Raw genomic sequence first — 24929 nt, forward strand, 5'->3', positions numbered from 1 at the left:
GGGGGCGCCCGCCGGCTACCACCGATCGGTGGTCGCCGGCGGGCGCCGTCCTTTTTACGGACACCAGCGGCCCGGCGGCCGTCCGTTCAGCCGGCGGGCGTCGTCCCGCTCATCGCGCGTGCCTGGGCGCGCACGCGCCAGGTGCTCAGCGCGAGGGCCAGGCCGGAGGCGACGGCCAGCTGGAGGACGGCGCCGGTGAGCGCGGCGTGCGGGGAGACGACGGAGTGCCACAGCAGCGGCGCGGCGACGGCCGTGCACATCAGGGTGGGGGCCGCGTACCAGATGAGGAAGGGCAGGACGGCGTACCAGTCCGGCGAGAGGAACATCAGGTCGTAGCGCATGGCGCCGCGGTACGCCGTCATGAGCGCGGCACCGACCGCGGCCGGGGCGCCGATCGTGGTGACCAGGGCCCACAGGTGCCAGGTGGCGGCCGGCAGGCCGGTCAGCAGGCAGGTGAGCCAGGAGGCGGCGGGCCCGAGCAGGCACAGGACCGCGGTGGGCACGACGAAATGACTGAGCGCCACCGTGTGCGGGGCGAAGGGCAGCAGGCGGGTGCGGGTGAGGTTGTCGGTGTCCTGGCGGGCGCCCTCGGTCAGGGCGCAGGCGGCGAGATACAGGGGGAGGACCAGGATCCAGCCGAACAGCGCGGCCTGGGGGCCGCCCGCCGACGGGTGGTCCGGGGCCTGCCCCCACTGCTGCATCAGGTGCAGCAGGAGCACGCCCACGGCCTGGCAGACCACGGCCGCGGCGATCCGGGCGGGCCGGCGCAGCAGCGCGAGCGCGTCGCGCCACAGCAGGACGAGCCGCGGGTGGCCGGCCGTAAGGGGCAGGCGGAACCGGGCCCGGCCGCGTCCGGCGCGCGCCACCGACTGGGCGACGAGGGCGATGCCGCGGACGTCCAGCAGGGCGGCGCCCTGCCCGGCGCGGGAGCCGTGCTGCGCCCGGGCGGCGAGTTCGGCCGCGGGTATCGCGCCCAGCCGGCGGAAGGCGCGGGCCAGGAGCGCCGCGGCGCAGCCGAGGACGGCCGTGGTGAGGAGGGCGGCGGGCAGCAGGTCGCCGCGGGCGGCGGCGGCCACCGCCCGGCCGGTCCAGCCCCACGGGCCGCTCCAGGCCAGGACGCTGCCGAGCAGCGGGAAGGACGCGCAGGTGGCGGCCGTGGCCGCGCCGAGGGCGCCGACGACCGCCGCGGCGGTGCGCAGCGCGCGGGAACGGGCGGGCCGGGCCTGGGTGAGGACGCCGAGGGCGGCCGCGAGCAGGGCCGCGGCCACCGTCGCCGGGACGGCGACCAGGACGGCCGCCGGCGCGGCCGCGCCGAGGGCCGCCTGGGCGACGGCGGCGAGCGGGACGGCGCCGACGGCACCGGCCGCGGCGGCCACGCCGAGGCCGGCCAGCAGCCGCGGCCGCAGCATGCGGCCGCGGTCGCCGGGCAGGGGCAGCAGCCAGGTGACCTCGTGGCTGCTCAGCAGCACCGGGCCCAGCCAGGTCGCCAGCCACATCGCGGCGGCGGTCAGCAGCGCGCCGGTGCCCGTGGTCAGGGCCAGGGCGGTGCCGGCCGAGGCGGGGGCGCCCACGGCCCGTCCCGCGCCGGGCGCGGTGTGCAGCACGCCGGCCGCGACGAGCACGAAGGCGGTGAGGGAGAGCAGCAGTTGCCAGCCGCCGGCGAACCGGGGGCGGCCGGAGCGGCCCGCGCGCTCGCGCCGGGCGTCGTGCGCCTCGCGCAGCGCCTCGGTGGTGGCGCCGGTCAGGTCGAGCTGCGGGTCGGGGGCTCCGGGAGCGGCGTACTGCGTGCTCTTCCGGCTGTTCTTCCCGTTGTCCTTCCGGTTGTTCGTCCGGTTGTTCGTCCGGGCTGTCCTGGTCGTGTTCTTCACCGTCGTGTTCTTCATCGCCACGGCGCGGCCTCCTCGGCGAGGACGCGGGCGGGTTCGCCCTGGGCGACGCAGCGCCCCGAGGCGAGCAGGACGACGTGGTCGGCGACGGCCTCCACCAGGAAGCGTTCGTGCGAGATCAGGACGATGCCGGTGCCCGCCCGCTTCGCCGCGCCGAGGACGGCGGCGAGCCGTTCCTTGGCGCGGGCGTCCAGGCGCTGTTCGGGCTCGTCCAGCATGAGCAGCCGGGCGGGGCGCACCAGGGCGGCGCTCAGCAGCAGGGCCTGGCGCTGTCCCGCGGAGAGGGTGCCGGGGAAGGCGTCGTGGTGCGCCGCGAGCCCGAGGTGGTCCAGGACGTCGGCGGTGGCCGCGGCGGCGCGGCGGCCGAGGCCGTGGGCGGCGGCGACCATGCGGACGTGCTCGGCCACGGTGAGGTCGGGGAAGCACTCGCCGCCGTCCATCGACACCGCGACGTCGCGGCGGAAGCGCGGGTCGCTCTCGCGTACGGGTTCGCCGTCGAGGAGCACGCTGCCGCCGTCGGCCTCCTGCCGTCCGGCCAGCACCCGCAGCACGGTGGACTTGCCCGATCCGTTCGCCCCCGCGAGGGCCACGCATCTGCCCGGTTCGACCTGCAGGCTGACGCCCGCGACGACGGGGGCGCCGCCGTAGTGGACGGTGAGGTCTTCGGCCTGGAGCAAAGGAGGCATGGGGGGAGCTTTCCTGCGGTCGGTGGTACGGAAGGGGCGGTCGGTGCGCCGGGGGGCTCAGGCCCCCGCGGGCACCGGCAGCAGGGAGCGGGCCGTCTCGATGAGCGCGAACTCGTCGTGCACCAGCAGCCCGAGCCGGTTGAGGGTCATGTGGCTGTGGGAGATGCACAGGCTCTCCCGGCGCGCGGCGGCCTCGGGCCCGTCGGCGACGGCGTCCAGGGCGGCGGCCAGGGCGGTGTCCCAGGCGGTCAGCGGACCGCCGCGCCGGATGAGCCGGTCGGCGGTGACGCCGGCGCGCTCGCGCAGGACGGTGGCCCACTGCACCGCCTCGGCGGCCAGCCGGTCGGCGGGGAAGACGGCGGTGGGGGCGAGCCCGGCCCACGTACGCCAGTACGCGGCGTACCGCTGCAGCCAGCCGTCCACGTCGTGCGGGCGGGCGCGGTGGGCGGCCTTGCAGATCGTCTCGATGCCCAGCAGGCGCAACTGCACGGCGCTCGGGGCCTGCCCGGCGGAGCGCACGGCGAGGTCGCTGGAGGCGGCGAAGGCGGCCTCGGAGAGGGCCAGGTGTTCGCCGGTGCCGTAGCGGTCGGTCTCGGGGGTGTAGACGGCGTGGTGGACGCCCGGCTCGCGCACCAGGCCGGCGAGGTGCGGGTCGACCGTGGGGTCGGCGCGCAGGCTGGCGCGGGCGAGGTCGCGGACGCCGTCGAGGTAGACGGCGGGGTCGTGGCCGGCCGTGGGGATGTCGCGGAAGGCGGCGTGCACGGCGGCGTCCAACGGGCCGGCGTCGTCCGCCGCGGTGGGCAGGATGCGCAGGCGCAGGTGGGGGCCGCCCTCCCAGTAGCGGATGAAGAACCAGTTCCGCACGCGGCCCGCCGCGCGCTGGGCTGCGATCAGCTGCGCGAGGGGCCCGGCTATGAGCGGGGCGAGGTGATCGGTGCCGGTCGGGTCGGCGGCCACGTGGACGTGCCAGGACAGCCAGCCCGGAGCCGGTCGCTGCTCGGACGGAACGACGCTCACGCCGTTGCTCCTTCGAGGGTCGTGGGGCGGGCATCCAGCCCCGGTTCGTCGAACCGGCCGGTGCCGCAGGCCAGTTGGTAGATCGCCTGGTGGTGCGGGGGAAGGCCCAGCGCGTCGGCCGCGTGGTCGCCGCGGAAGCTGCGCAGCGGCCGGGCGAACATCCCGTGCGCCGCGGCGGCCAGGGACAGGTGCTGGGCCAGCCATCCGGTGGCGGCCAGCACGTCGTCGGCGACGCGGGCGGGGTCGGGGGCGGTGCCGGCGGACCCGGTGCCGGTGGCCTGCAGGCCGGCGGCGGCGTCGAGGTCGGCGACGAACATCCACACCATTGTGCACCGGTCGAGGTCGAAGGCGAGCGAGGGGACGGGGGCGGCGTCGATCAGCAGCCCTCCGCTCGCGGGCGCGCACTCGCCCACGCGGTGCGCCTTGCTGCCGTCGACGCGGTACAGGCCGTCACGCATGCCCTCGACGCCGCGCACCCAGCAGTACAGGTGCAGCACCGACCGGGCCTGCGCGAGCACACCCAGGCCGGTGCCGGCGGCGGACAGCGCGGCCAGCGCCCGGCGGAAGGCGTCCCCGGGCACGGTGGTGCGCGTGGCGGTGAAGCCGGCGAAACCCCGCGGCACCCGGCCGCTGTTGCGCGCCCACACCGTCCGCGCCCAGCTCGGCCCGGGGCCGGCCGGGTCGGCGGACGCGGGCGCGGGCGCGGCCGCGTCCGTCATGCGGTAGCCCGGCACGACGGCCCCGCCCGTCAGCTCCTCCAGCCAGCCGGCCCACTGCTCCCCCGCCCGGCCGGTCACCTCGACCGGCCGGCCGAGGGCGGCGCCCAGCAGCGCCACGGAGGCGAGCAGGTGCCCGGTCTCCAGCCCGGCCAGCACCCGGCGCAGCGGACCGTAGAAGCCGGGCAGCGTGCGCAGCGCGGAGCCGGTCTCGATCGCCCGGCCCTGCGGCCGGACCTCCTGCGGCAGGGGCAGGTAGGCGTCGGCCTCGGGCGCCAGCAGGTGCCCGTCGGCGACGACGCGTACGGGGAACTTGGCGCGCGGCGACGGGTAGGGGCGGTGCTCGGGGTAGGGGTTGTCGGTCTCGTAGCGGACGGGCGCGCAGGCGGTGGCCACGACGTCCGCGAGGTCCACCGCGCGCCGCGGGCCGGGCTGCGGCCAGGGCAGCGCGTCCAGCAGGTCCCAGCGCGGCCGCGGGGAGGGCAGGTCGCCGCCCGCGGCCGCGTCGGCCACGGCCCGGCGGACGGGGTTGAGGTGGGGTGCCGCCTGCGGGTCGCGGCGGGTGTCGCCGCTGGGCTGGGCGCCCAGGATCTCCCGCAGCGCCCGGACGCGGCCGGACGGCGGATGCGTGGGGTGGGACATGGTCTGCGCTGCTCCTACGGGACGGGCGGGCTGGACGGTCGTCAGCGGGCTTTACGGGAAGGGGTGCACCGTGAGCCGGTCGGCGAGCGCGCCGTCCTGCGGCCCGGCGAACCGGGGCAGCCGGGGCAGGCCGAACACGCGCTGGTGCGCGTAGCCGAAGGACAGCGGGATCGCCCCGGGGACCAGGACGCGGGCCGCGTGCAGCCCGGCCGCCCGGTGCTCGGGCCCCGTCTGGTCGAGCACCAGCACCTCTCCCAGCCCCGCCGCGGCCAGCCGGGCGGTGAGGTCCTCGCGGACCTCGGCGAGCGGCCGCCGGCGCCGCGGCAGCCGGTGCGCGGCGGGGAAGGCGTCGTCGAGCGTGCCGAGGGGACCGGACAGGAAGGGTTCGAACGCCGGTGCCGCCTCGGGCACGGAGTACCAGCGCACGTGGTCGTCGAGGTCGGTCACCTGCCAGGGGTCCTCGCGCAGGGCGAGGGCGCGCTGCCGGTCGGGCGCCGTGAGGTCGCCGAGCACGATGGGGGCCAGTTCCGTCACGGCCGCCCGGACCGCGCTCACCGGATCGGGGTGGGCGGCGGCCGCGGTGAGGCTGTACTTGTCGCGGGAGGAGGCGTTGACCGCCAGCGCCCACACCACGGGCAGCGCGATGTCCTGGGTGACGGCGAACAGGTGGATCTCGTAGCCGGACCGGCGGATCAGGGCGCGCAGTTCGCGGGTCGTCGGGTCGGTCACCGACCGCCAGTCGATGCGCGGCACCGGGCGTTCGGACCACCAGGTGCGCAGAAAGGCGTCGCGCTCGACCACTTCCAGCAGTGCGTGCACGGCGGCCTCGTCGAGGCTCGCGCCCAGGGCGCAGCCGTTGGAGGACTCGTAGGCCACGCGCCCCCAGCGCTGGCCGGGGACCGGCCGCGGGTGCAGGTGGTAGGAGGCCGACTCCAGCGGTACGTACCGCTCCTGGCCGGTGCCCCAGACGCGGGCCGGCGTCCAGGACATCGGCTGGTCCTCGGTGAAGGGGTCCACGCGGCAGCGGGGGTGGGCGAGTTGCTCGGCGGAGAGCATGCCCAGGCGGCGCGGGTCGACGGCCTGCCCGGCGATGTCGCGGTAGGCGGCCACCAGCGGCCGGGCGGTGCGCGCGACGTGCTGGGAGCCGGCGCGCTCCAGCCGTTCGAGCAGCGCCAGGCGGGAGGCGCGGCCCAGGGTGCGGCCGCGGCCGTACCCCGCGGTCTCCTTGGCGCGCTCCTCGCGGGAGTGCATGGCACCGACGAGGGCGGCCGGCACGTCGGGCATGGCGCGCAGGGCGAGGACGGGGCCGTAGCGCAGGTCGACGAGCCGGCGGCGCAGGTGTTCCAGGGACAGGTCCGGGCCGTCGACGTGGCGCAGTTCGGCGTCGAGGTCGCCGAGGGAGGGTTCCTCGGTGGCCTGCATGCCGGCGGGCGTGCAGGCAGGGCAGCCGCTCTGGCGCAGCAGGCGGTGCCGGCTGCTGCCGGTCGCGCAGACGGTCAGCGTGTCCCCTTCCGCCGGCGGTTCCTGCGCGGCAAGGGCGAGGGCGTCGCGCAGCAGGCCGTGGGCGGCCTCGGCGGTGCCCCCGGAGGCCCGCAGCACCGCGGGCGCCTGTTCCTTGCCCCGGGTGCGGAACTGGGCGGTGACCTGGCACACCGGGCAACCGACGGCCGTACCGGGCGACCACAGCGGGCCGACCTCGGCCTCCTCGGACCAGATGCGGACGGTCAGCAGGGCGCGGCCGTCGCGCGTGGCCGCGTGCACGGCCTGCGACTCCCAGGCGAGGTCGTGGCCGGCGATCACCAGGAGGCGGGCGTCGTTGCGCTCCGCCAGGACGCGGCAGTCCTCGACGAGGGCGGGCGGCAGGCGGAGTGCGGGGTGAAGGTGCACGTCGGGGGCGGTGAGGGTGCTGCTCGTCCCGGTCATGCCCGTGCCTCCGTGACGACCAGGTGGCCCGCGACCAGGGGGGCGTGGCCGGTGAGGACGTCCTCGGCGTCGGGGCTGAAGGTCACCGGGGCGCCCAGCAGCGTCCGGGCGAGGGCGTACGCCTCGTCGTCCGCGGCGGCGATGCCGGTGGCACCGGTGGTGTCGAGCGCCACGCCGTTGCCGTCGGCTCCCTGACGCAGGGCCAGGTAGGCGCAGGCGGCGTGGTCCAGGGCGGTGGCGGCGTCGGTGGCCCAGGCCGCGGTGCGCCCGTGCTCCCCGGCGGCCTCGGCCAGGACGAGCCCGGCCGGGCCCCGGTGCGTACGGCAGGTCAGGCCGGTGACGTCCGCGGCCACGACGGGCACCGGCGCGTCCTCGTGCCAGGGGGTGTCCGGGGCGTCCGACAGGCGGCGGGCGGCTTCCCGCAGGGCGGCGTCCACGACGGCGGCCTGCAGCGTGAGGCCCGCGCCGCGGCGGGGGCCGTCGCCGCGCAGGAAGGCGGCGAGGGCCCGGGCCTTGGCCTCGTTGCGCACGACGCCCCAGCCGGCGGCCGGCGTGCGCTCGACCGTGCCCGGGCCGGTGCCCGGGCCGGGGACGATGCGCTCCAGGGCCAGGGGGATCTGCTGCCAGTCGTCGGGCGTGTCCCAGCGGTAGCAGCCCACCAGGTCGTCGGCGCCGGGGTGCGCCTGCTCGTCGAGGGCGTCGAGGACGTCCTCGACCGGCCCCGCGGCCCGCTCGATGCGCCGGCTGCGCCAGCCCAGGGGGGCGGAGTCGACGACGTGCACGGTGCCGGGCGCCTGCGCCAGCTCCAGCAGTTCGCGGAAGACCTGCTCGGCGGCGAGGCCGGCGGCCAGGCGCCGGGCGGCGGGTCGGGGCCGGCCCGGCACGGTGAGCCGGCGCTCCAGCTCCGCCATGGCCCGCGGGTCGGCGCCGAGGTCGCCGGAGGCGACCCACAGCCGCTCGCCGGCGTACCGCAGTTCCACCGCGAGGCGGCCGGCGGCGTCCCGGACGGTCAGGCCCGTACGGTCGCCGTCGTCCTCGGTGGTGTGGGCGATGCCGCGGCCGGCGAGGGCCTCGGCGGCGGCGCGGACGAGGTCCGCCTCGCCGCGCAGGGTCACCGTGGTGCGCGCCAGGCGGCGCAGGGCGGCGTAGGGGTCGCCCGGGCAGTGGCTCTCCGCGTAGGCGACCGCGGCGGCGGGGACGTGCTCCGGTGCCGGTTCCGCGGGGAGGTCCAGCAGCACGCCGTGGCCCCGCAGGTGCTGCAGCACCTTCTCCAGGGCGGGCGCCGCCTTGGGCCCGCCGGCGACGGCGAGCAGGTCCTGCTCGGTGGCCGGCCGCTGCAGGGCCTCCAGCCAGGCGGCCACCGGATCGATCAGCGGCGCGGGCAGGTTGAGGGTGAAGGCGCCCCGCGGCGACTGCACGAACACCGACGTCTCCGTGGTGCCGTACAGGATGCTCGGGCGCAGCTTGAGCCGCGGTATGTCGGTGGGGTGCATGTCAGTTGGGCCTCGTCTTCAGGCGGTCCTGCCATGCCTCGCCGAGCCGTTCGTCGACGGCGCGGGCCGTGCAGTAGCAGTACAGGTAACGGTGGACAGTGGTGACGTCCAGCACCGGGAGCAGCTCGTAGAGCCAGTTGACCAGGACGCGGTAGGGCAGGAAGCCCTCGGGCGGCCTGCTGTGGAATCCGCTGTGCTGCAAGGTGGCGTGGAAGGCGCTCATCCGGCCGGGCTGCGGCAGGGCGGCGGTCTCGTCGGCGGCGCCGAGCAGCGCGCGGACGGGGCCGTCCAGGTCCGGCTCGCGCAGCCGTGCGTACGCCTGCGCGAACGTCCCGTACGCCGGGAGCGCCTCGGGGGTGGCGAGCGCGTCGGCGACGAGCTGGTCCAGTGCCGCGGCGCGCTGCCGGTACGCCTGCTCGAAGCGGTCCCGCAGCGGCTGTTCGTGGGGGGAGGCGGCCAGGTACGCCTCGGCGTGCGAGCGGTACGACAGGGAACCGAACCGCAGCCCGCCGGGGAAGACGGAACCGGCCGCCAGCAGGAGCTGCAGCACCAGGCCCGGGCCGGGCTCGGCGGCGTCCGCGAGCACACCGGTGAGGCCGGTCAGCATCGTGTGCCGTACGGCTTCGAGCGGTGCGGGGTCGTCCTGCGTGTCGGCGCGCACGGTGCCGTGGGGGAAGGGCGAGGCGTGACGGGCGGTGCGCTCCTCGACGGCCTCGTACTCCCGCCGGCGGGCGGCGTACTCCGCCTCGCTCCAGGCCGCGCCCGGCTCGCCGAGCGCGGCCACCCGCTCGCCCAGCAGGGCGACGGCGTCCGGGCGGACGGGGCCGGGGCCGAGGTGCAGGGCGAGGTGGGAGCCGCCGTCCCAGTGGCGGGTGACGAAGGCGACCTCGTGGCCGTCCGCCCGCCGCAGCTCGTCCAGGAGCGGCAGCACCGCGCGGGTGAGCAGCCCTGCCTTGCGCGGGGCGTAGTGGTACGCGCGCAGAACGGTCAGCATGCCGCGTCTCCTGTCGTGCGGTCGAACTCGTGGACGTATTCGCGGGCGTGCGCGCCCTCGCGGGGTGCGGGCAGGCACTCCTCCAGGAAGGGGTGGGTGAAGGCGGCCGCGTCGCGGGCCAGCGACTTCAGACCCAGCGGGCTGGCCAGGTGCACGTAGCGGGGCTTGGGCTGCAGCGGCGCGGTGGTCGTCAGGTCGGGCATCGAGCCGCCGGCCCGCTGCCATGCGGCGAGTTGCTTGCAGAAGACCTCGTCGGACACGCCGTGTTCGGTGGCGAGGGCCAGCAGCCGGCGCACCCCCGCCTCGCTGCCGTCGGCCGCGCCGATCAGGTCGCTCAGGTCCGGCAGGTACCAGCGCCGCCGCTGCAGGACGAGGTCGCCGAAGCGGATGCGCGGGACGCGCGTGACGCCGGCGGTGCGGGGCAGGTACTGGTCGAAGGTGGGCTGCACGAGCCCGCCGCCCTGCAGCCACAGCGCGATGCGGCTGGGCGCGGGCAGCAGGTCCCAGCGGGTGGAGGTGATCACCACCGGCCGGTGGCCGTCGCGGGTGGTGACCCGGATCCGCACGTTGCCCGGGGCGTCGCCGCTCTCGATCACCGCGTCCGCCCAGTCGTCGGCCGTCATGGCCTCGCGCAACAGCGGCGGATGTACGCCGGTGTTGAGCCCGTGGCAGGCGCGGTCCTCCAGGACGCGCGGGCCGAGGAAACGGTGCAGGCGCTCGCGGAGCTCCTCCGTGGCCCGGCCCCCGGCGAGGGAGTCCAGGTGCAGGAAGCGGGCGAGGGTGGCGCCGGCACCGGCGAAGATGCCGTTGCAGACCCACTGCGGCCCGGTGGTGGCGGGCTGGAGCATGAAGGCGTAGGAGGCGTCGGGCCGGTCGGTCCAGGCGGGCAGCGCCTCGCGCCAGGCGGCGACGAGGGAGTCGGGCAGGGCGACGTCGTCGTGATCCCGGTGTGTGTCGCTGCCGATGAGCTCGGCGATGTCGGTGAGCACGCGCTGCCGGAAGCGCCACAGCTGTCCGAGCGCCTCGTTGAGCGCGGGGTCGGCGAGCCGGGGCATGAGGGTGCCGGTCCCGGTGACGGCACGGGCGGCCTCGGCGGCGAGGTCCTCGGCGGTGGCGGTGAGGGACAGGCGCGTCCCGCGGGCACGCACGGCGTCGTGCAGGGCCAGCCGCAGGTCGTGCTTGAGGTCGAAGGCGCTGAGGACGGGCAGGAGCGTACGGATACTGTCCCGCACTCCCTGCGGCAGATCGGGGGCACCGAGGGCAACGGCGGCGTCCTCGTACAATCCGAGCCCCAGCTGGTCGGCGTGCGGCAACTCGTGGGCGGCCTGCGCGACGTCCTCCAGCAGCGCCCGGCGTCGCTCGGGGAGCGCGTCGACGGCCGCGGCGATGCGCCGCAGCGGCGCCCGCACCCCGGCGCCGTCCGGCAGGGCGTCCACGGTGTCGTCGAGGAACCGGGGCGACTGCTCGTCGACGGCGAGCGCGGGCAGCAGGACCTTGGCGCGCAGCGCGCCGTCCACGACCCGCTCGGCGGCGTCCTCGGCACAACCCAGGCGTACGGCAAGCCGCTTGACGACGTCACTGCGCTCGTGCACGCCGAAGCGGGCCACGGCGACGAGGGCGTCGAGATGGGGCGTACGCCCGACGGTCACCCGACGCGGCCCCTCCTCCCCCACCCGCAAGAATCCCAGCCGGCCGTCACCGGCGGGCAGCAGCGGGGCGAGACGTACGTGTACGGCGGAGCCGTGGTCGAGCACGCTCTCACTGATGGTCTGAACGGCCCCCCGCTGAACGTCGAAAGCACTGACGAGCACGGTGGGCTTCTCCTGGTCCGCACCCGGCGTACCGAACCCGACCCCGGTGAACCGGGCCCGAGGACTGGTCCGCAGCATGGCCCGATGCGCATAGGCGACGAGCCCGGCCTCGCTCTTGCGGTCACCCCGCGACCAGCGCCCCACATGTCCGGCGTACCGCGCGCGGGCGGTGTCCAGGTCGAGGCTGACGAGGGCGAGGGAGGAGGCGAAGTCCTCCTGCCGGCACACGGCGGCGAGCTGCGCCCGCTCGGAATCGGTGACCTCCGGAATACGGGAGAGGAATTCCTCCAGCAGCCCGCAGAATTCCCGAACGGCCGACTCCCACCCGGCAACGGGCTCCCCCATGCCGGCCACGGACACGGCCAAGGGCGAGGCCGGCTTCTGCCGAATCCGCCGCCGCAACCGCACGAGCTCCGCACGGACATCGGAATCACCGGCTTCACCGGCTTCACCGATACGCCGATGCAGGAATTCATCGGCCGCCCCGGCGGCCCGGACAACCTCTTCATGGGCGGCGCCCAGAGCTTCCCAGGCACTACGGTGGGACGACGGTGCAAGGTGCCCAAAAGGAACCGGATTGGCCCTGACCACCACACGCTGATCGACTCTGAATTCCACGGCATCCTGCACTAGGTCCGGCGGCTTCCATCCAAAAAAGCGCCCGGGGGGCGGCCGAACGCCGCCCCCGGGTCACACCTCAGCTGCTGCTGGAGCAGCAGGAGCAGCTGGCCGCGCAGCAGGAAGCACCCTTCGAAGCACCCATGGCCGGCAGACCGGTGGTGTCGGGAAGCTCCTCGGCGGAAATCTCGTCGATGGCGAACTCGTCGAACTCGATGGTGGCGTCCATGATGGACCTCATTTCCATTCGTAACTGATGTGACGAAGCAACAGAGGGAACCGGACTCCGGTGAGCCGCACCCCCCGTGGCTCATGACCAGAACTAAACACGATCATCAAGAGGGAAGTCAACACCGATCGGCCCGATAAAACGCCACGAGAATTCTTTAGAAGGCCGATAACGAGGCGATAAGCGGGCGCGATAAATTGAATTGCGCGAGCGGGCGGAAAACGTCTTACCGGCCATTGCTCCGGCTGGTTCCGGACGGCTGCGCCGGACCTCCGCCGAGGCGTACTCCGGGCGCCTCGCCCCGCTGCGGCGCGCCCGCTCGGGCAAGCGCCGCCCGTCCTCCCACCCGCCGAGCGCCCTCCGGCACGGGGTCCGTTGCCGGTTTCACCCGGTGCCGCCCGTCAGTCGTCGCAGTCGCCAGCTACCATCGCCGACAGCCGGACAGTTGTACGGGGGCAGCGTCGGCAGTGGAGGGGTGTGTCCGGCGGGAGCGGCGGGGGATGTCATGGGTGACGTGAAGGCCGTGGTGTTCCCGGCGTGTGCTGCCCTGTGCGCGTTGGCGTTTCTCTACAAGGTGCGCGATCTGCGGCACCGGCGGAACGATCCTGCGCTGCGGGCGCTGCTCGTCGCCTTCTTCTGCAAGGGAGTCTCCTTCACCCTGTCCACGCCGCTGGTCGCGCAGGCGGTGGATGTCGCTGTCGGCGTGAACGATCTGGGGGCGCTGGGCATCCATCTCTTCGGTGGCGTGGCCTCCAGTGCCGCGTTTCTCACCGCGATCGTCTACTGGGTGTACCCGCCCGAGGAGGCCCGCCGTCGCGCGCTCGTCCGTCTCCTGGCCGCGGTCGTGGTGGCGGTGGTGATGGTCGGTCTCTGGTTCGCCGCGAAGAGCGGTAGCCACCAGCGCAGCGCCCACTATCTCCTGCAGAACGCGAACCGCCCGGCCGTGGCCGCCTATCTGCTGCTGTACGTCAGCGCCTTCGGCGCCGGGATGATCGAGATCATTCGGCTGTGCCTGCGGTACGGCCGTGTGGCGGGCCGGCAGTGGCTGCGCAGGGGGCTGCACACCACGGCGATCGGGGCGAGCGCGTGCCTCGTCTACTGCCTCAACCGCCTGTTCGTCCTGATCAGCGTGCAGTGCGGGCTGGATCCGCTGGACTGGGAGCTGCTGACGCCGGTCGCCAACGGCACGGGCATCTTCTTCCTGGTGGCGGGGCTGACGATGCCGTCATGGGGGCCCCGGGTGTCCGAGGGACGGCGTCTGGCCCGCAACTTCGTCGCGTACCAGCGGCTGCATCCGCTGTGGCACGCGCTGTCCACGGCGGTGCCCGGCATCGCGCTCGATCCCCAGTCGGGCAACCCCCTGGCCCGTCTGCTGCCGGGGGACATCGACTTCCGGCTCTACCGCAGGGTCATCGAGATACAGGACGGCCTGCTCGCCCTGCGGCCCTACACGTCCCCGGCCGTCGTCGCCGCCGCCCGGCAGTCGGCGCAGGAGGCGGGGGTGGCGGGCGACGCCCTGCGGGCACGCGTAACGGCCGTCTCCGTCGCAGCGGCGCTGCGCGCGAAGCGCGACCAGCGCAAGCGGCCGGACGGGGAGCCCCTGCCTGCCGGCCCGGAGGCGGCCGGGGGCGGGAGCTACGCCGACGAGGTGGCATGGCTGCTGAAGGTCGCCCGGGCGTACGCCGCTCTTCCCGCGAGTCTTCCCGCGATGGAAAGGAACGAACAATGAAGTACCGCAGGCTCGGGGCCCACGGGCCCGAGGTGTCGGCGATCGGCCTGGGCTGCATGGGCATGTCGATCGCCTACGGCGTGCCCGACGAGGAGGAGTCGCAGCGCACCCTGGACCGTGCCCTGGAGCTGGGCATGACCCTGCTCGACACCGCGGACGCCTACGGGCGGGGTCTCAACGAGGAACTGGTGGGCCGCTGGCTGCGCCGGCACGCCGGCGACCGGGACCGGGTGGTGGTGGCCACCAAGTTCGGCCTGCGCCACGACGCGGCCACGGGCCGAGTGGGCGACGTCGACACCTCGGCGGCCTACGTTCCGGTGGCGTGCCGCGCCTCCCTGCAGCGTCTGGGCGTCGACCACATCGACTTGTACTACGCGCACCGCAGGAACCCCGACACCCCCGTCGAGGAGACGATGGGCGCCCTGGTCCGCCTCGTGGACGAGGGGCTGGTGCGCCACGTCGGCCTGAGCGAGGTCAGCGCCGCCACGCTCCGCGCGGCGCACGCCGTCCACCCCGTCAGCGCGGTGCAGGTGGAGTACTCGCTCTTCACCCGGAACGTGGTGGAGGGCGAACTCCTCGACACCTGCCGCGAGCTGGGGATCGCCGTCGTCGCCTACTCCCCCCTGGGGCGCGGCATGCTCACCGGGGCCCTCTCCTCCCGCGACGACCTCGGCCCCGACGACAACCGCCGCCGCTGGCCGCGGTTCGACGAGGACAACATCGACCGCAACCTCGCCCTCGTCCGGGCCGTGGAAGAGGTCGCCGCACGGATCGGCTGCACCCCGTCCCAGGCGGCGCTGGCCTGGCTGCTGGCCCAGGGGGACGACATCGTCCCGATCCCCGGCACCAAGCGCCGCCGGTACCTGGAGGAGAACGCCGCCGCGGCCGACCTCACCCTGACCCCCGCCGACCTGGACCTGCTGCGCGCGGCCGTCCCCGAGGAGGCCGTGGCCGGCGACCGCTACCCGGCCCAGGCCCTGCAGCGGCTGGGGCACTGAGAGCCCGGTCCGGCTATGCCGCCCGCTTGAGGATCGCCACGCACTCCACGTGGTGCGTCATCGGGAACAGGTCGAACGCCCGCAGCGTCGCCGGCTTGTAGCCCGCTTCCGCGAAGTACTTGAGGTCGCGGGCCAGGGCGGCCGGGTCGCAGGCGACGTAGGCGATGCGGCGGGCGCCGAGCGAGGCCAGGTGGCGGACGGTGGTGCGGCCGGCGCCGGCGCGCGGGGGGTCGAGGACGATGATGTCGGCGCTGTCGATGCGGGTGCGGGGCAGGACGTCCTCGACCTTGCCGTGCTCGATGCGGACGCGGTCGAGGTCCTGGAGGTTGTGGCGGGCGTCCTCGACGGCGCGCTTGCCGGATTCGATGCCGAGGACGGCGCCCTTGTCGCCGACGCGTTCGGCGAGGGAGCCGGCGAAGAGGCCGACGCCGCAGTAGAGGTCGAGGGCCATGTCGCCCTTGCGGGGCATGAGGCCCTGCATGACGGCCTGGACCAGGACGTCGGCGGCCTTGGGGTGGACCTGCCAGAAGCCGCCCTCGCCGACCCGGTAGGTGCGCTCGTCCGCGCGTTCGCGGACGAAGGGGCGGCCGTGGACGCGGTGGACGGCCTTGTCCTTCTCGCCGATGCGCAGGACGGAGACGGGCTTGTCGAGTTCGACGATGGGCAGGCGGCCGCCGGGGCGGGGGGTGAGGATGACCTGGCGGTCGGCGGAGCCGGAGGCGGCGATGGCCTCGACGGAGGCGATCTGGGGCCACTGGCGCTTCTCGATGCCGAGTTCGCTCACGCCCTCGGCCGCGATCAGGCAGCGGTCGATGACCTGGACCTCGTGGGAGCGGTGCTTGCGCAGGCCCGCGTGGCCCTCGGCGTCGACGGCGTACTGCACGCGCGTGCGCCAGGCGGGGACCTCGCCCGCGGGGAGCTTGTCGCCGGGGGCGGGGACGACGGTGCCGTCCCAGCCGGCCTCCTCGGGGGTCAGGCCGGCCAGGCGCTGCAGCTGCTCGGCGATGACCTCGCCCTTCAGGCGGCGCTGGGCGCCGGGCTTGGCGTGCTGCCAGTCGCAGCCGCCGCACTTGCCGGGGCCGGAGAAGGGGCAGGGGGCCTCGATGCGGTCCTTGGAGGCGGTCAGGATCCGCACCGCGTCCGCGCGCAGGAAGCGGGAGGTCTCCTCGCCCTCGGTAACGCGGGCCACGACGCGCTCGCCGGGCAGGGCGTGGCGGACGAACAGGACGCGGCCGCCCTCGGTGCGGGCCACGCAGTGGCCGCCGTGGGCCACCGGGCCGACCTCGACCTCGTACTCCTCGCCGACCAGCGAGTTCTGCGGTGCGTCGGTCATGTCGGTCGGCTCCAGGTACGTCAAAGGGGTGAGGCGGGACAGCCGTCCAGTCTACGTCCCGACTCACCCCTTCGGCGCCGCGCCTCCTGGGTGCGCGCCTACTTCTTCGTCTACTTCTTCGTCGCGGCCTTTTCCTTCTTCGGCTCCGTCACCGGGCCACGGCGCACCGAGCCGGGGGCGTTCCACTCGGCGCGCTTGCGGGCGCGCTTGCGGGCGGCCTCGGAGGAGTCGAGCTGCCAGGGCACGGAGGTGACCATCACCCCGGGGGTGAACAGCAGCCGGCCCTTCAGGCGCAGGGCGCTCTGGTTGTGCAGCAGGTGCTCGTACCAGTGGCCGACGACGTACTCGGGGATGAAGACGCTGACCGCGTCGCGCGGGCTCTCCTTGCGCAGGCTCTTGACGTAGTCGATGACCGGCCGGGTGATCTCGCGGTAGGGCGAGTCGAGGATCTTCAGCGGTACGTCGATGCCGCGCCGGTGCCACTCCTCCTTCAGCGCCTTGGTCTCGGCGGCGTCCACGCTGATGCTCAGGGCCTCCAGGGTGTCGGAGCGCATGAGCTTGGCGTAGGACAGGGCCCGCAGGGTGGGCTTGTGGACCTTGGAGACCAGGACGATGGAGTGCAGCCGGGACGGGCGGACGATCTCGTCGCCCGGCTCGTCGGCGGCGGCGATCTCCTCGGCCACCCGGTCGTAGTGCTTCCGGATGGCGGTCATGGTGACGTAGAAGATCACCATGCCGAGGAGGGCGACCCAGGCGCCGTGCGTGAACTTCGTCAGCAGCACCACGACCAGCACCAGGCCGGTCAGGAAGGCGCCGAAGGCGTTGATCGCGCGGGAGCGCACCATGCGGCGGCGCGCGGCCGGGTCGCTCTCGCCGCGCAGCAGGCGGTTCCAGTGCCGGACCATGCCGGTCTGGCTGAGGGTGAAGGAGACGAAGACGCCGACGATGTAGAGCTGGATGAGCTTCGTCGAGTCGGCCCCGTAGATGTACGTGAGGACGGCCGCGGCGCCGGCGAGCAGCACAATGCCGTTGGAGAAGGCGAGCCGGTCGCCGCGGGTGTGCAGCTGGCGCGGCAGGTAGCGGTCCTGGGCGAGGATCGAGCCGAGCAGCGGGAAGCCGTTGTAGGCGGTGTTGGCGGCCAGGAACAGCACGAGGGCGGTGGCGGCGGCCAGCACCACGAAGAGGAACGATCCGCTGCCGAAGACCGCCTCGGCGACCTGCGAGATCACCGGGTTCTGGGTGTAGCCCTCGCCGAGCGGGACGCCGTGGTTGAGCAGGTTGGTCGCCGGGTCCTCGGCCATGCGCACGTTCGTGGCCATGGCCAGGCCGATGATGCCGCAGAACATGGTGACGGCGAGGCCGCCCATGAGGGCCAGGGTCGCCGCCGCGTTCTTGCTCTTGGGCTTGCGGAAGGCGGGGACGCCGTTGCTGATGGCCTCGACGCCGGTCAGGGCGGCGCAGCCGGAGGAGAAGGCGCGCAGCAGCAGGAAGACGAGGGCGAAGCCCGCGAGCCCCTGGTGTTCGGCGTTGATGGTGTAGTCGGCGGTGGGTGCCTTCATGCTGTCGCCCGCGATCAGGCCGCGGTAGGCGCCCCAGGCGATCATGACGAAGACGCCGCCGACGAAGACGTAGGTCGGGATGGCGAAGAGCTTGCCGGACTCCTTCACGCCGCGCAGGTTCATCAAGGTCAGCAGCACGATGACGCCGATGGCGCAGGCGGTCTTGTGCTCGATGATGAAGGGGACGGCGGAGCCGAGGTTCTCGATGCCGGAGGCGATCGAGACGGCGACGGTCAGGACGTAGTCGACGAGCAGGGCGCTGGCGACGGTCAGCCCGGCCTTGGGCCCGAGGTTGACGTTGGCGACCTCGTAGTCGCCGCCTCCGCTGGGGTAGGCGTGGACGTTCTGGCGGTACGAAGCGACCACCGTGAACATCAGCACCACGACCGCCACGGCGATCCAGGGGCTGAAGTGGTAGGCGGAGACGCCTGCCGCGGACAGGACGAGCAACACCTCGCCTGGTGCGTACGCCACGGAGGAGAGCGGGTCGGACGCGAAGACGGGGAGGGCGATGCGCTTGGGCAGGAGGGTCTCCCCCAGCTTGTCGCTGCGCAGCGCCCGCCCGATGAGGATCCGTTTCGGCAGGTCGGTCAGTTTGGACACGCAGAGGATCGTAAGGGCTCGATATCGGTCGCGCCCACCCGGCTGCCCATGGGCACGAAAGTGCGTTAAGAGGCCGTTAAGACCTGCGCCCGCGGCCATCCGCGGGCGCTTCGGGGGCGTCCGGCAGTCTCAGGTGCGGCGGGGACGCAGCGTCACGGGCAGTGACCGGTGGCCGTTGGAAATGAAGGATTCCACGGGTTGCAGGCCCTCGTCCGGAGTCGCCAGTTCCATTTCGGGGAAGCGTGTGAAGAGTGCCGGCAGTGCGATCTCGGCCTCCAGCCGGGCCAGCGGGGCACCCAGGCAGTAGTGCACGCCGTGCCCGAAGGAGAGGTGCTCCTTGGTGGCACGTATCACATCGAATCGGGCGGCGTCGTCGCCGTCGCCGTAGATCTCGGGGTCACGTCCGGCCGCGGCGTAGGCGGCGACGATCGGGTCGCCCTTGCGCAGCACGATCCCCCCGCCGTTGCCGAGCTCGTCCAGCTCGATGTCCTCGACGGCGTAGCGCAGCGGCAGGTTGGCGACCGGGGCCTGGACGCGCAGGGTCTCCTCGATCACGTCCTGCCAGCCCGCCCTGCCCTCGCGGACCAGGGCGAGCTGGTCGGGGTGGGTGAGCAGGGCGTGGATGGCGTTGTCGAGGAGGTTGACGGTGGTCTCGTGGCCCGCGCCGATCATCAGCAGCAGGGTGTCGACGAGCTCCTGCTCGTTCAGCTGCGAGTCGTCCTCGTCGCGGGCGGAGATCAGCACGCTCGTCATGTCGTCGCCCGGCGTCTCGCGCTTGACGGCGACCAGGCCGCGCAGCAGGGCGTACAGCTCGCTGTACGTCGCGGTGACCTCCTCCGGGTCGGCGGAGGTGTGGAAGATCGAGTCCACGCAGCGGCGCAGCCCCTCGCGGGTGTCCGCGTCCTCGACGCCGAACAGCTCGCAGATCACCTGGATCGGGATCGGGTACGCGTACCCCTCGCGCAGATCGGTCGGCTCCCCCGGCGGGAGCGCGGCCAGGCCGTCGAGGATGTCCGCGACCATCGCCTCGATGCGCGGGCGCAGCGCCGCGGTGCGGCGGGCGGTGAACGCCTTGGCCACCAGGGTGCGCAGGCGCTTGTGGTCACTGCCGTACGCGGTGAACATGTTCGTCACCGCCACCCACGTGTACAGCGGCCACTCCGGCGAGATCTCGCCGTTGATCCAGGCGGGCCAGTGCCGGCGCGGGTCCTTCGAGACGCGGGGGTCGGTCAGCAGCCGCTTGAGCAGGGACTGGGACGTTACTGCCCACGCCACCACGCCGCCAGGGAGCTCCACACGGGCCGCCGGCCCGTGGGCCCGGACGCGGGCGGCCTCGCCGTGGAGGTCACGGCCGGTGGGATCGAGCGCGACGACGGGGCGGGGGGAACGTTCCATCGGCGGTCTCCAGAGGTCTCGGTGCCGTCGGGCTGCGGCCCGGACGGGTGCGGGGAGTGGGGGGAGGAGGTGTCTGCGGCGGGGGACGGATCCGTGGGCGGCGCCGGCGCATGCCGCCCGTAGCCGCCCCCGGCGGGTACGGAGCGGGGTACGGGCACCTGGGCGGCCACCGGCACCGGGGGGAAGCGCACCGGCAGCGCGGTCAGCGCGCGGTGGAACGGGCCCGGGCGCCACACCAGCCGGTCGGCCGGCACGGCCAGCTCCATGTCCGGCAGCCGGTCCAGCAGCTTCTCCACGGCGGTGGCCGCGATCAGCCGGGCCGGGTCCTTGGCGGGGCAGTGGTGCGGACCCGCGCTCCAGGCCAGGTGGGCGCGGTTGCCGGTGCGACGGTCCGAGCGCAGCGAGGGGTCGGTGTTCGCGGCGGCGAAGCTCACCACGACCGGCTCGCCGGCGCGCACCGGCACCCCGCCGACCTCGGTGTCGGCCAAGGCGTAGTGCACGGCGTAGTTGGCCATCGGCGGGTCCAGCCACAGCACCTCGTCGAGGGCGTCGTCGACGGGCATGCTGCCGCCGGCCAGGTCGCCGGCGAAGCGGTCGTCCGACAGCAGCAGCCGCAGCGCGTTGGCGATCAGGTTCTGCTGGGGTTCGGTGCCGGCGCCGATCAGGACGACGAGCTGGTGCAGCATCTCCTCGTCGGACAGCTGCACCGGGTGCGCCATCAGCCAGGAGGTGACGTCCGCGCCGGGCTTGCGGCGCTTGAGCTCGATGAGTTCGAGCAGGCTGGTGGTGATGAGGGTGTCGGCGCGCTCGGCGTCGACGCCGTCGAAGATGCCGGAGAAACCCTCCACCAGGCGGTCGCCCAGTGCGGGCGGGCAGCCGAAGAGCTGCTGGAAGACCAGCAGCGGCAGCACCTTGGCGTACGACCCCAGCAGGTCGGCCTCGCCCAGCGCGGTGAAGCGGTCGATCAGGGCGTCCGCACTGCGCTCGACGTAGCCGCGCAGCGCGTTGGGATCGATCCGGGAGAGGCTGTCGTCGACGGCGCGGCGGTAGCGGTGGTGGTCCTCGCCCTCGGAGAACAGGCAGTTCGGCCGGTAGGCCATCATCGGCACGACCGGGTTGTCCGCCTCGACGCGGCCCTCCACGAAGGCCCGCCAGCGACGAGCGTCCTTGCCGAACCGCTCCGGGCTGCGCAGCACCTCCAGCGCCGCCCGGTAGTCGGTGACCAGCACGGCCCGTACCCGCGGCGCCAGTTCCACCGGCGCCAGCGGGCCGTACTCCCGCAGCCGCCGGTAGACGGCGTGCGGGTCGGCGGCGAAGTCCGGACCGTACAACGGGGTGTACGGGCCCTGGTGGGGCGCATAAGGCTGCTGATGTGCCGGGCAACCGCCCGGGACCGGCGTCGGGCCCGGCCCGGCGTCGGAGTGGTGCATCACACGGGCTCCTGAACGGTGCTGCGGCGCTGCAGATACTCGACGAGGGCGATCAGCGCACGGGTCGACGAGGCCCGGTCACGGGCGTCACAGGTGACCAGCGGGGTCTCCGGCAGCAGGTCCAGCGCCTCGCGGACCTCCTCCTCCGGGTACACGGGCGCGCCGTCGAAGTGGTTGACCGCCACCGCGTACGGCAGCCCGTGCTCCTCCAGCAGGCCCATCACGTCGAACGACTGTTCAAGCCGCCGGGTGTCGGCGAGCACGAGCGCGCCCAGGGCACCCTCCGTCATGTCCTGCCACAGCCGGGTGAAGCGCTGCTGACCCGGTGCGCCGAACAAGTACAGGACGAGACTGTCGTTCAGCGTGAGCCGGCCGAAGTCCATGGCGACCGTCGTGGTCGTCTTGCCCTCGATACCGGCGAGATCGTCGACGAGCGCGCCGGCCTGCGTCATCGTCTCCTCCGTGCGCAACGGCCGGATTTCCGACAACGAACCGACGAACGTGGTCTTGCCGACCGCGAAATGACCGACGACAAGAATCTTGACCGCCGTGCGGACGGTCCCCGGCAGATAGCGGGAGCCGTGCGAGCCGTGCGCGGCGGCGTCAGAGGCGAGCGCGGAGTCCATCCAGCACCTCCTGCAGGATCTGGGCCTCGGGCAACTGCGCCGAGGGGATGGGGGCCCGGGTGGAGAGATGACCGCTGTCCACGAGATCGCCGAGCAGCACCTTGACGACACTGACGGGCAGCATCAGATGCGCGGCGATCTCCGCGACGGACAGCGCGCCGCCGAGGCAGAGTTCCATGAGGGCACGCTTCTCGGGGCTCAGGCCCCCGAGGGGCCGGTCCCCGTGCGCCATGACCAGGGTGACCAGGTCAAAGGTGTTACGCGTGGGATGCGAGCGGCCCTCGGTGACCACATACGGGCGTACGAGCCCCTTGTCGCGGCGCGACGCCGGCGGGGTCATGCCGGGCTGCCCGGAACACCCTGCCACTGGCGCGGCGGCGTCACCAGTTCCTTGCCGAGACGGTCGACGGTCTTCTGCATCCGGTAGCTCACGGCCTCCATGTCGACGTTCTCCGACGTCGACACCGCCAGATACGCGCCCGGGCCCGCGGCGATGAGGAACACGTAGCCGTGCGCGAACTCGATCAGCGTCTGTCGCCAGGCCGTCTCGTGGTGCTGCGGATGCGTACAGAAATCACTGGTGGAACGGCTGATCGACTGCAGGCCGGACAGCGCCGCGGCCTGCCGCTCCGCCTCGTCCCGGTCGATGCCGCGCGAATGCGCGCGCAGCATGCCGTCCGCGGACAGCAGGATCGCGTGCCGGGCCTCCGGCATCTTCACGACCTCGTCCAGCATCCAGCCCAGGTCTTTGTTCAGGTGGTCGTTCACGCGTACGGGTTCCCTTCGTCTTCCGGATGCTGGTAGCGGTGGCCGCGCCCGTCGGTGCGGCCGGCGCGGGTGCCGCGCGCGAACGCGCCCATCCGCCGTGCGGTCTCCTCCGCGGTGCGCTCCGCCGCGGGCGCCGCAGGCGCCCCGGCCCCCCGCCGCCCCACGGCAGGCTCCCGCCGCCGCCGCTTGGGCAACCCACCGGCAGTGGTCTCCCACGGCGCGACGGGCTCACCGGACTGGCCGGACTGGCCGGATAGGCCGGCGGCGGTGTCGGCGGTCGGCACGGTGCGAGGCCGCGGGGCGGCGGTGTCGGCGGTGTCGGCGGTCGGCACGGTGCCGGGCCCGGACGGGTGGCCTTCGGCCGGCCGCCAGGACGGCGCCCCACCCGCGTCGGCGGGCGGGACGGTACGACCACCGGCAGCGGCACCGGACGGCTCTCCCCCGGCCCGGGGGGCGGCGGGGCGGCCTGCGGCCGGGCGCTCGGGCCAGTCGTCCGCGGACGCGAACCCGTGAGGGCCGCCACCGAACGGTGCGGCGCCCGCCTCCGCGGGCGGAACGTCGCCGCGACCTGGCGCGCCCGCATGGGGCTGCGGCGCCTCGCGCCGGGCGCCCGCACCGGCGGGCGGGAAGCCGCGACCGTGACCGGCATGCGGTACGCCGTCGGCGCCAGGCGCATCGGCCCCGGCGTGCGGTACGCCGCCGTCGCCGGAGGGCGGCACGGCACCGGACGGGCCTCCCGCGCCACGCGCCTGCGGCGCGCCCGCGGGCGGGAAACCACGGCCATCGGCCGCCGCACCACCCTGCCACGCCTCCCCGCCGGCAGGCGGCACCGGGCCGGCGCCGCGCGCCCGCCGGGCGCCCCCGGGCGGAAAACCACGGCTGCCGTCCTCACGCGCCACGTCGGCAGGCGGCAGCGCACCGGCACCAGGCGCCTGCGGAACATCCGCCGACGAGTAGTTGCGACCATCGCCCCCCGGCGGCACGTCGGCCGCCGCGTCCGGCCAGGCGTACCCGCCGGCAGGCGCCTTCGGCGTGCCCGCGTCCGCGGGCGGGCCGTCGGCGGCCGCCCGGTCGGGTCGCCCGCCGGCGCCGGCGGGCGGTGTCGCACCGCTGCCGGGCGCCTGCGCGTCGTCCACGGGTGGGCGGCCGCGGTCGAGCCGGGTGTCCACGTCATCAGCCCGGAAGCTGCGGCTGTCCGCCGCGGACGGCGCAGTGCCCGCCGCCGCGCCGTCCTGCCAGGCATCCGCGCCGGCAGGCGCCCGGTGGGCGGGACGCCCGGGCGCGGGCGCGTCGGTGGCCGCGTCCTCCGGCCACGGCTCCCCGCCGGTAGGCGGTGTCGCGCCGCCCGGCGCGTGCGGGATCAGGCGGGGTGGGTCCGCCAGGGGTGGCAGGTCCGGGGGTGGCGGGGTGGTCTCCGGGGTGCGGGGGCGCAGGGGCGTGGTGGACGGGCCGTCGACGTCGAGTTGGGTCAGCAGCGTGGCGGGCAGGAAGACCACGGCCCGTACGCCGCCGTAGGGCGAGCGCGTGTCGACGGAGACGCTGAAGCCGTAGCGGGCGGCGAGGACGCCGATGACGGGGAAGCCGAACTGCGGGGGGTCGCCGAGGCGGGAGACGTCCACGGGGCGGCGGCCGGCGAGCATGGCGACGGCTTCCTCGACCTCGCGGCCGTCCATGCCGACGCCGGCGTCGTCGATGATGACGCAGGCGCCGTTGTGCACGGGCTGGATGCCGACCTCGACGGTGGTGTTGGGCTGGGAGTGGCGGGCGGCGTTGTCGAGGAGTTCGGCGACGGCGAGGACGACGGGTTCGACGGCGCGGCTGACGACGGCGAGGTCGCCGTCGGCGGGGCCGTGCACGCGGACGCGCCGGTAGTCGCGGATGCGGGAGGTGGCGCCGCGGACGACGTCGGTGAGCGGGGAGGCGACGCGCTGGCGGCCGGGCCAGGAGCCGCACAGGACGGCGATGGCCTGGGCGCGCCGGCCGAACTGGGCGTTGGCGTGGTCGATCTCCAGCAGGTCGCGCAGCACGTCGGGGTGGTCGTGGCGTTCCTGCATCTCGGAGATGGCGAGCTGCTGTTCGTGGGCGAGGCCCTGCAGGGCGCGCATGGACGCCTTGAGTGCGGCCTTGGCGGACTGGTCGGCGCGGGCCTGGGCCTTGTCGACGGCGCGGGCGAAGAGCTCGATGACGGCCTGGAGGTCGTGTGCGAAGGCGGTGCCGGCGAGGCGTGCGTCGAGGGGGCCGGGCGGGGGCGTGTCCTGGCCGACGGCGTCGACGACGGCCGGCAGGCGTACGCCGACGAGGTGGGCGGTCTCCTCGTCACGCGCGCGGAGGCTCTCCTCCAGCTGGGCGACGCGCCGGCGCACTCCGTTGGTGATCGTCCGCTGGCGCACCAGCAGGACCGCGACGGCGGTCAGCGCGATGGCCAGGCACCAGATCACCACCTCCGGTATGTGATGCGACATCAATTCCTCTT

The 24929-nt window shown here is 74.6% G+C and carries 19 protein-coding genes; 2 read left to right on the plus strand and 17 right to left on the minus strand.

The window, feature by feature from the left end; genetic code table 11:
• Positions 1-86: 86 nt before the first annotated feature.
• The 9 genes from AC27L3_RS21380 to AC27L3_RS21420 form a co-directional block, all read right to left on the minus strand.
• Positions 87-1883, minus strand: coding sequence for a DUF6297 family protein (locus AC27L3_RS21380; protein WP_487235773.1), 1797 nt, complete (start codon positions 1881-1883; stop codon positions 87-89).
• Entirely contained in the window at positions 1880-2572 is a 693-nt protein-coding gene (locus AC27L3_RS21385; protein ID WP_487235665.1) for an ATP-binding cassette domain-containing protein, read from the minus strand. The genes AC27L3_RS21380 and AC27L3_RS21385 overlap by 4 nt, the downstream gene beginning before the upstream one ends.
• Positions 2573-2629: 57 nt before the next feature.
• On the minus strand, positions 2630-3589 hold the full coding sequence (locus AC27L3_RS21390) for a thiopeptide-type bacteriocin biosynthesis protein (protein WP_487235666.1): 960 nt from the start codon (positions 3587-3589) through the stop codon (positions 2630-2632).
• The gene (locus AC27L3_RS21395; protein ID WP_487235667.1) at positions 3586-4947 is read right to left on the minus strand and encodes a hypothetical protein; all 1362 of its coding nucleotides are present in this window, start codon (positions 4945-4947) and stop codon (positions 3586-3588) included. Before AC27L3_RS21395 ends, AC27L3_RS21390 begins: the two co-directional genes overlap by 4 nt.
• A 51-nt stretch (positions 4948-4998) precedes the next feature.
• A complete protein-coding gene (locus AC27L3_RS21400; RefSeq protein ID WP_487235668.1) occupies positions 4999-6870 on the minus strand; it encodes a YcaO-like family protein in 1872 nt (623 codons plus the stop codon).
• Positions 6867-8363: a hypothetical protein gene (locus AC27L3_RS21405; RefSeq protein ID WP_487235669.1), complete on the minus strand. Its 1497-nt coding sequence runs from the start codon at positions 8361-8363 to the stop codon at positions 6867-6869. The genes AC27L3_RS21400 and AC27L3_RS21405 overlap by 4 nt, the downstream gene beginning before the upstream one ends.
• Before the next feature lies 1 nt (position 8364).
• Complete coding sequence (locus AC27L3_RS21410) at positions 8365-9357, minus strand: lantibiotic dehydratase C-terminal domain-containing protein (RefSeq protein ID WP_487235670.1); 993 nt, start codon at positions 9355-9357, stop codon at positions 8365-8367.
• The gene (locus AC27L3_RS21415) at positions 9351-11513 is read right to left on the minus strand and encodes a lantibiotic dehydratase (protein WP_487235671.1); all 2163 of its coding nucleotides are present in this window, start codon (positions 11511-11513) and stop codon (positions 9351-9353) included. Before AC27L3_RS21415 ends, AC27L3_RS21410 begins: the two co-directional genes overlap by 7 nt.
• Before the next feature lie 352 nt (positions 11514-11865).
• The gene (locus AC27L3_RS21420; RefSeq protein WP_487235672.1) at positions 11866-12033 is read right to left on the minus strand and encodes a thiazolylpeptide-type bacteriocin; all 168 of its coding nucleotides are present in this window, start codon (positions 12031-12033) and stop codon (positions 11866-11868) included.
• Between the two features lie 487 nt (positions 12034-12520).
• Here AC27L3_RS21420 and AC27L3_RS21425 point away from each other — a divergent pair, with 487 nt between their 5' ends.
• The gene (locus tag AC27L3_RS21425; RefSeq protein ID WP_487235673.1) at positions 12521-13744 is read left to right on the plus strand and encodes an MAB_1171c family putative transporter; all 1224 of its coding nucleotides are present in this window, start codon (positions 12521-12523) and stop codon (positions 13742-13744) included.
• Positions 13741-14742: an aldo/keto reductase gene (locus tag AC27L3_RS21430; protein WP_487235674.1), complete on the plus strand. Its 1002-nt coding sequence runs from the start codon at positions 13741-13743 to the stop codon at positions 14740-14742. The genes AC27L3_RS21425 and AC27L3_RS21430 overlap by 4 nt, the downstream gene beginning before the upstream one ends.
• A 13-nt stretch (positions 14743-14755) precedes the next feature.
• Here AC27L3_RS21430 and AC27L3_RS21435 read toward each other — a convergent pair whose 3' ends face one another.
• The 8 genes from AC27L3_RS21435 to AC27L3_RS21470 all read right to left on the minus strand — a co-directional run bounded on the left by AC27L3_RS21435 (position 14756) and on the right by AC27L3_RS21470 (position 24918).
• On the minus strand, positions 14756-16075 hold the full coding sequence (locus tag AC27L3_RS21435) for a class I SAM-dependent RNA methyltransferase (RefSeq protein ID WP_487235675.1): 1320 nt from the start codon (positions 16073-16075) through the stop codon (positions 14756-14758).
• A gap of 110 nt (positions 16076-16185) precedes the next feature.
• Positions 16186-18237: an APC family permease gene (locus AC27L3_RS21440; protein ID WP_487235676.1), complete on the minus strand. Its 2052-nt coding sequence runs from the start codon at positions 18235-18237 to the stop codon at positions 16186-16188.
• A 129-nt stretch (positions 18238-18366) separates the two neighbouring features.
• Positions 18367-19515 (minus strand): cytochrome P450 family protein, encoded by a 1149-nt coding sequence (locus tag AC27L3_RS21445; RefSeq protein ID WP_487235677.1) that lies wholly within the window; start codon positions 19513-19515, stop codon positions 18367-18369.
• Entirely contained in the window at positions 19497-21062 is a 1566-nt protein-coding gene (locus AC27L3_RS21450) for a cytochrome P450 (protein ID WP_487235678.1), read from the minus strand. The genes AC27L3_RS21445 and AC27L3_RS21450 overlap by 19 nt, the downstream gene beginning before the upstream one ends.
• Positions 21062-21688 carry a GTP-binding protein gene (locus AC27L3_RS21455; protein WP_487235679.1) on the minus strand — a complete coding sequence of 209 codons (627 nt, stop codon included), beginning with the start codon at positions 21686-21688 and terminating at the stop codon, positions 21062-21064. Before AC27L3_RS21455 ends, AC27L3_RS21450 begins: the two co-directional genes overlap by 1 nt.
• Entirely contained in the window at positions 21666-22028 is a 363-nt protein-coding gene (locus AC27L3_RS21460) for a DUF742 domain-containing protein (RefSeq protein ID WP_344433847.1), read from the minus strand. Before AC27L3_RS21460 ends, AC27L3_RS21455 begins: the two co-directional genes overlap by 23 nt.
• A complete protein-coding gene (locus AC27L3_RS21465; protein WP_365964488.1) occupies positions 22025-22456 on the minus strand; it encodes a roadblock/LC7 domain-containing protein in 432 nt (143 codons plus the stop codon). The genes AC27L3_RS21460 and AC27L3_RS21465 overlap by 4 nt, the downstream gene beginning before the upstream one ends.
• On the minus strand, positions 22453-24918 hold the full coding sequence (locus AC27L3_RS21470) for an ATP-binding protein (RefSeq protein ID WP_487235680.1): 2466 nt from the start codon (positions 24916-24918) through the stop codon (positions 22453-22455). The genes AC27L3_RS21465 and AC27L3_RS21470 overlap by 4 nt, the downstream gene beginning before the upstream one ends.
• Between the last annotated feature and the right edge of the window lie 11 nt (positions 24919-24929).

Source organism: Streptomyces sp. PKA51, assembly GCF_057552455.1.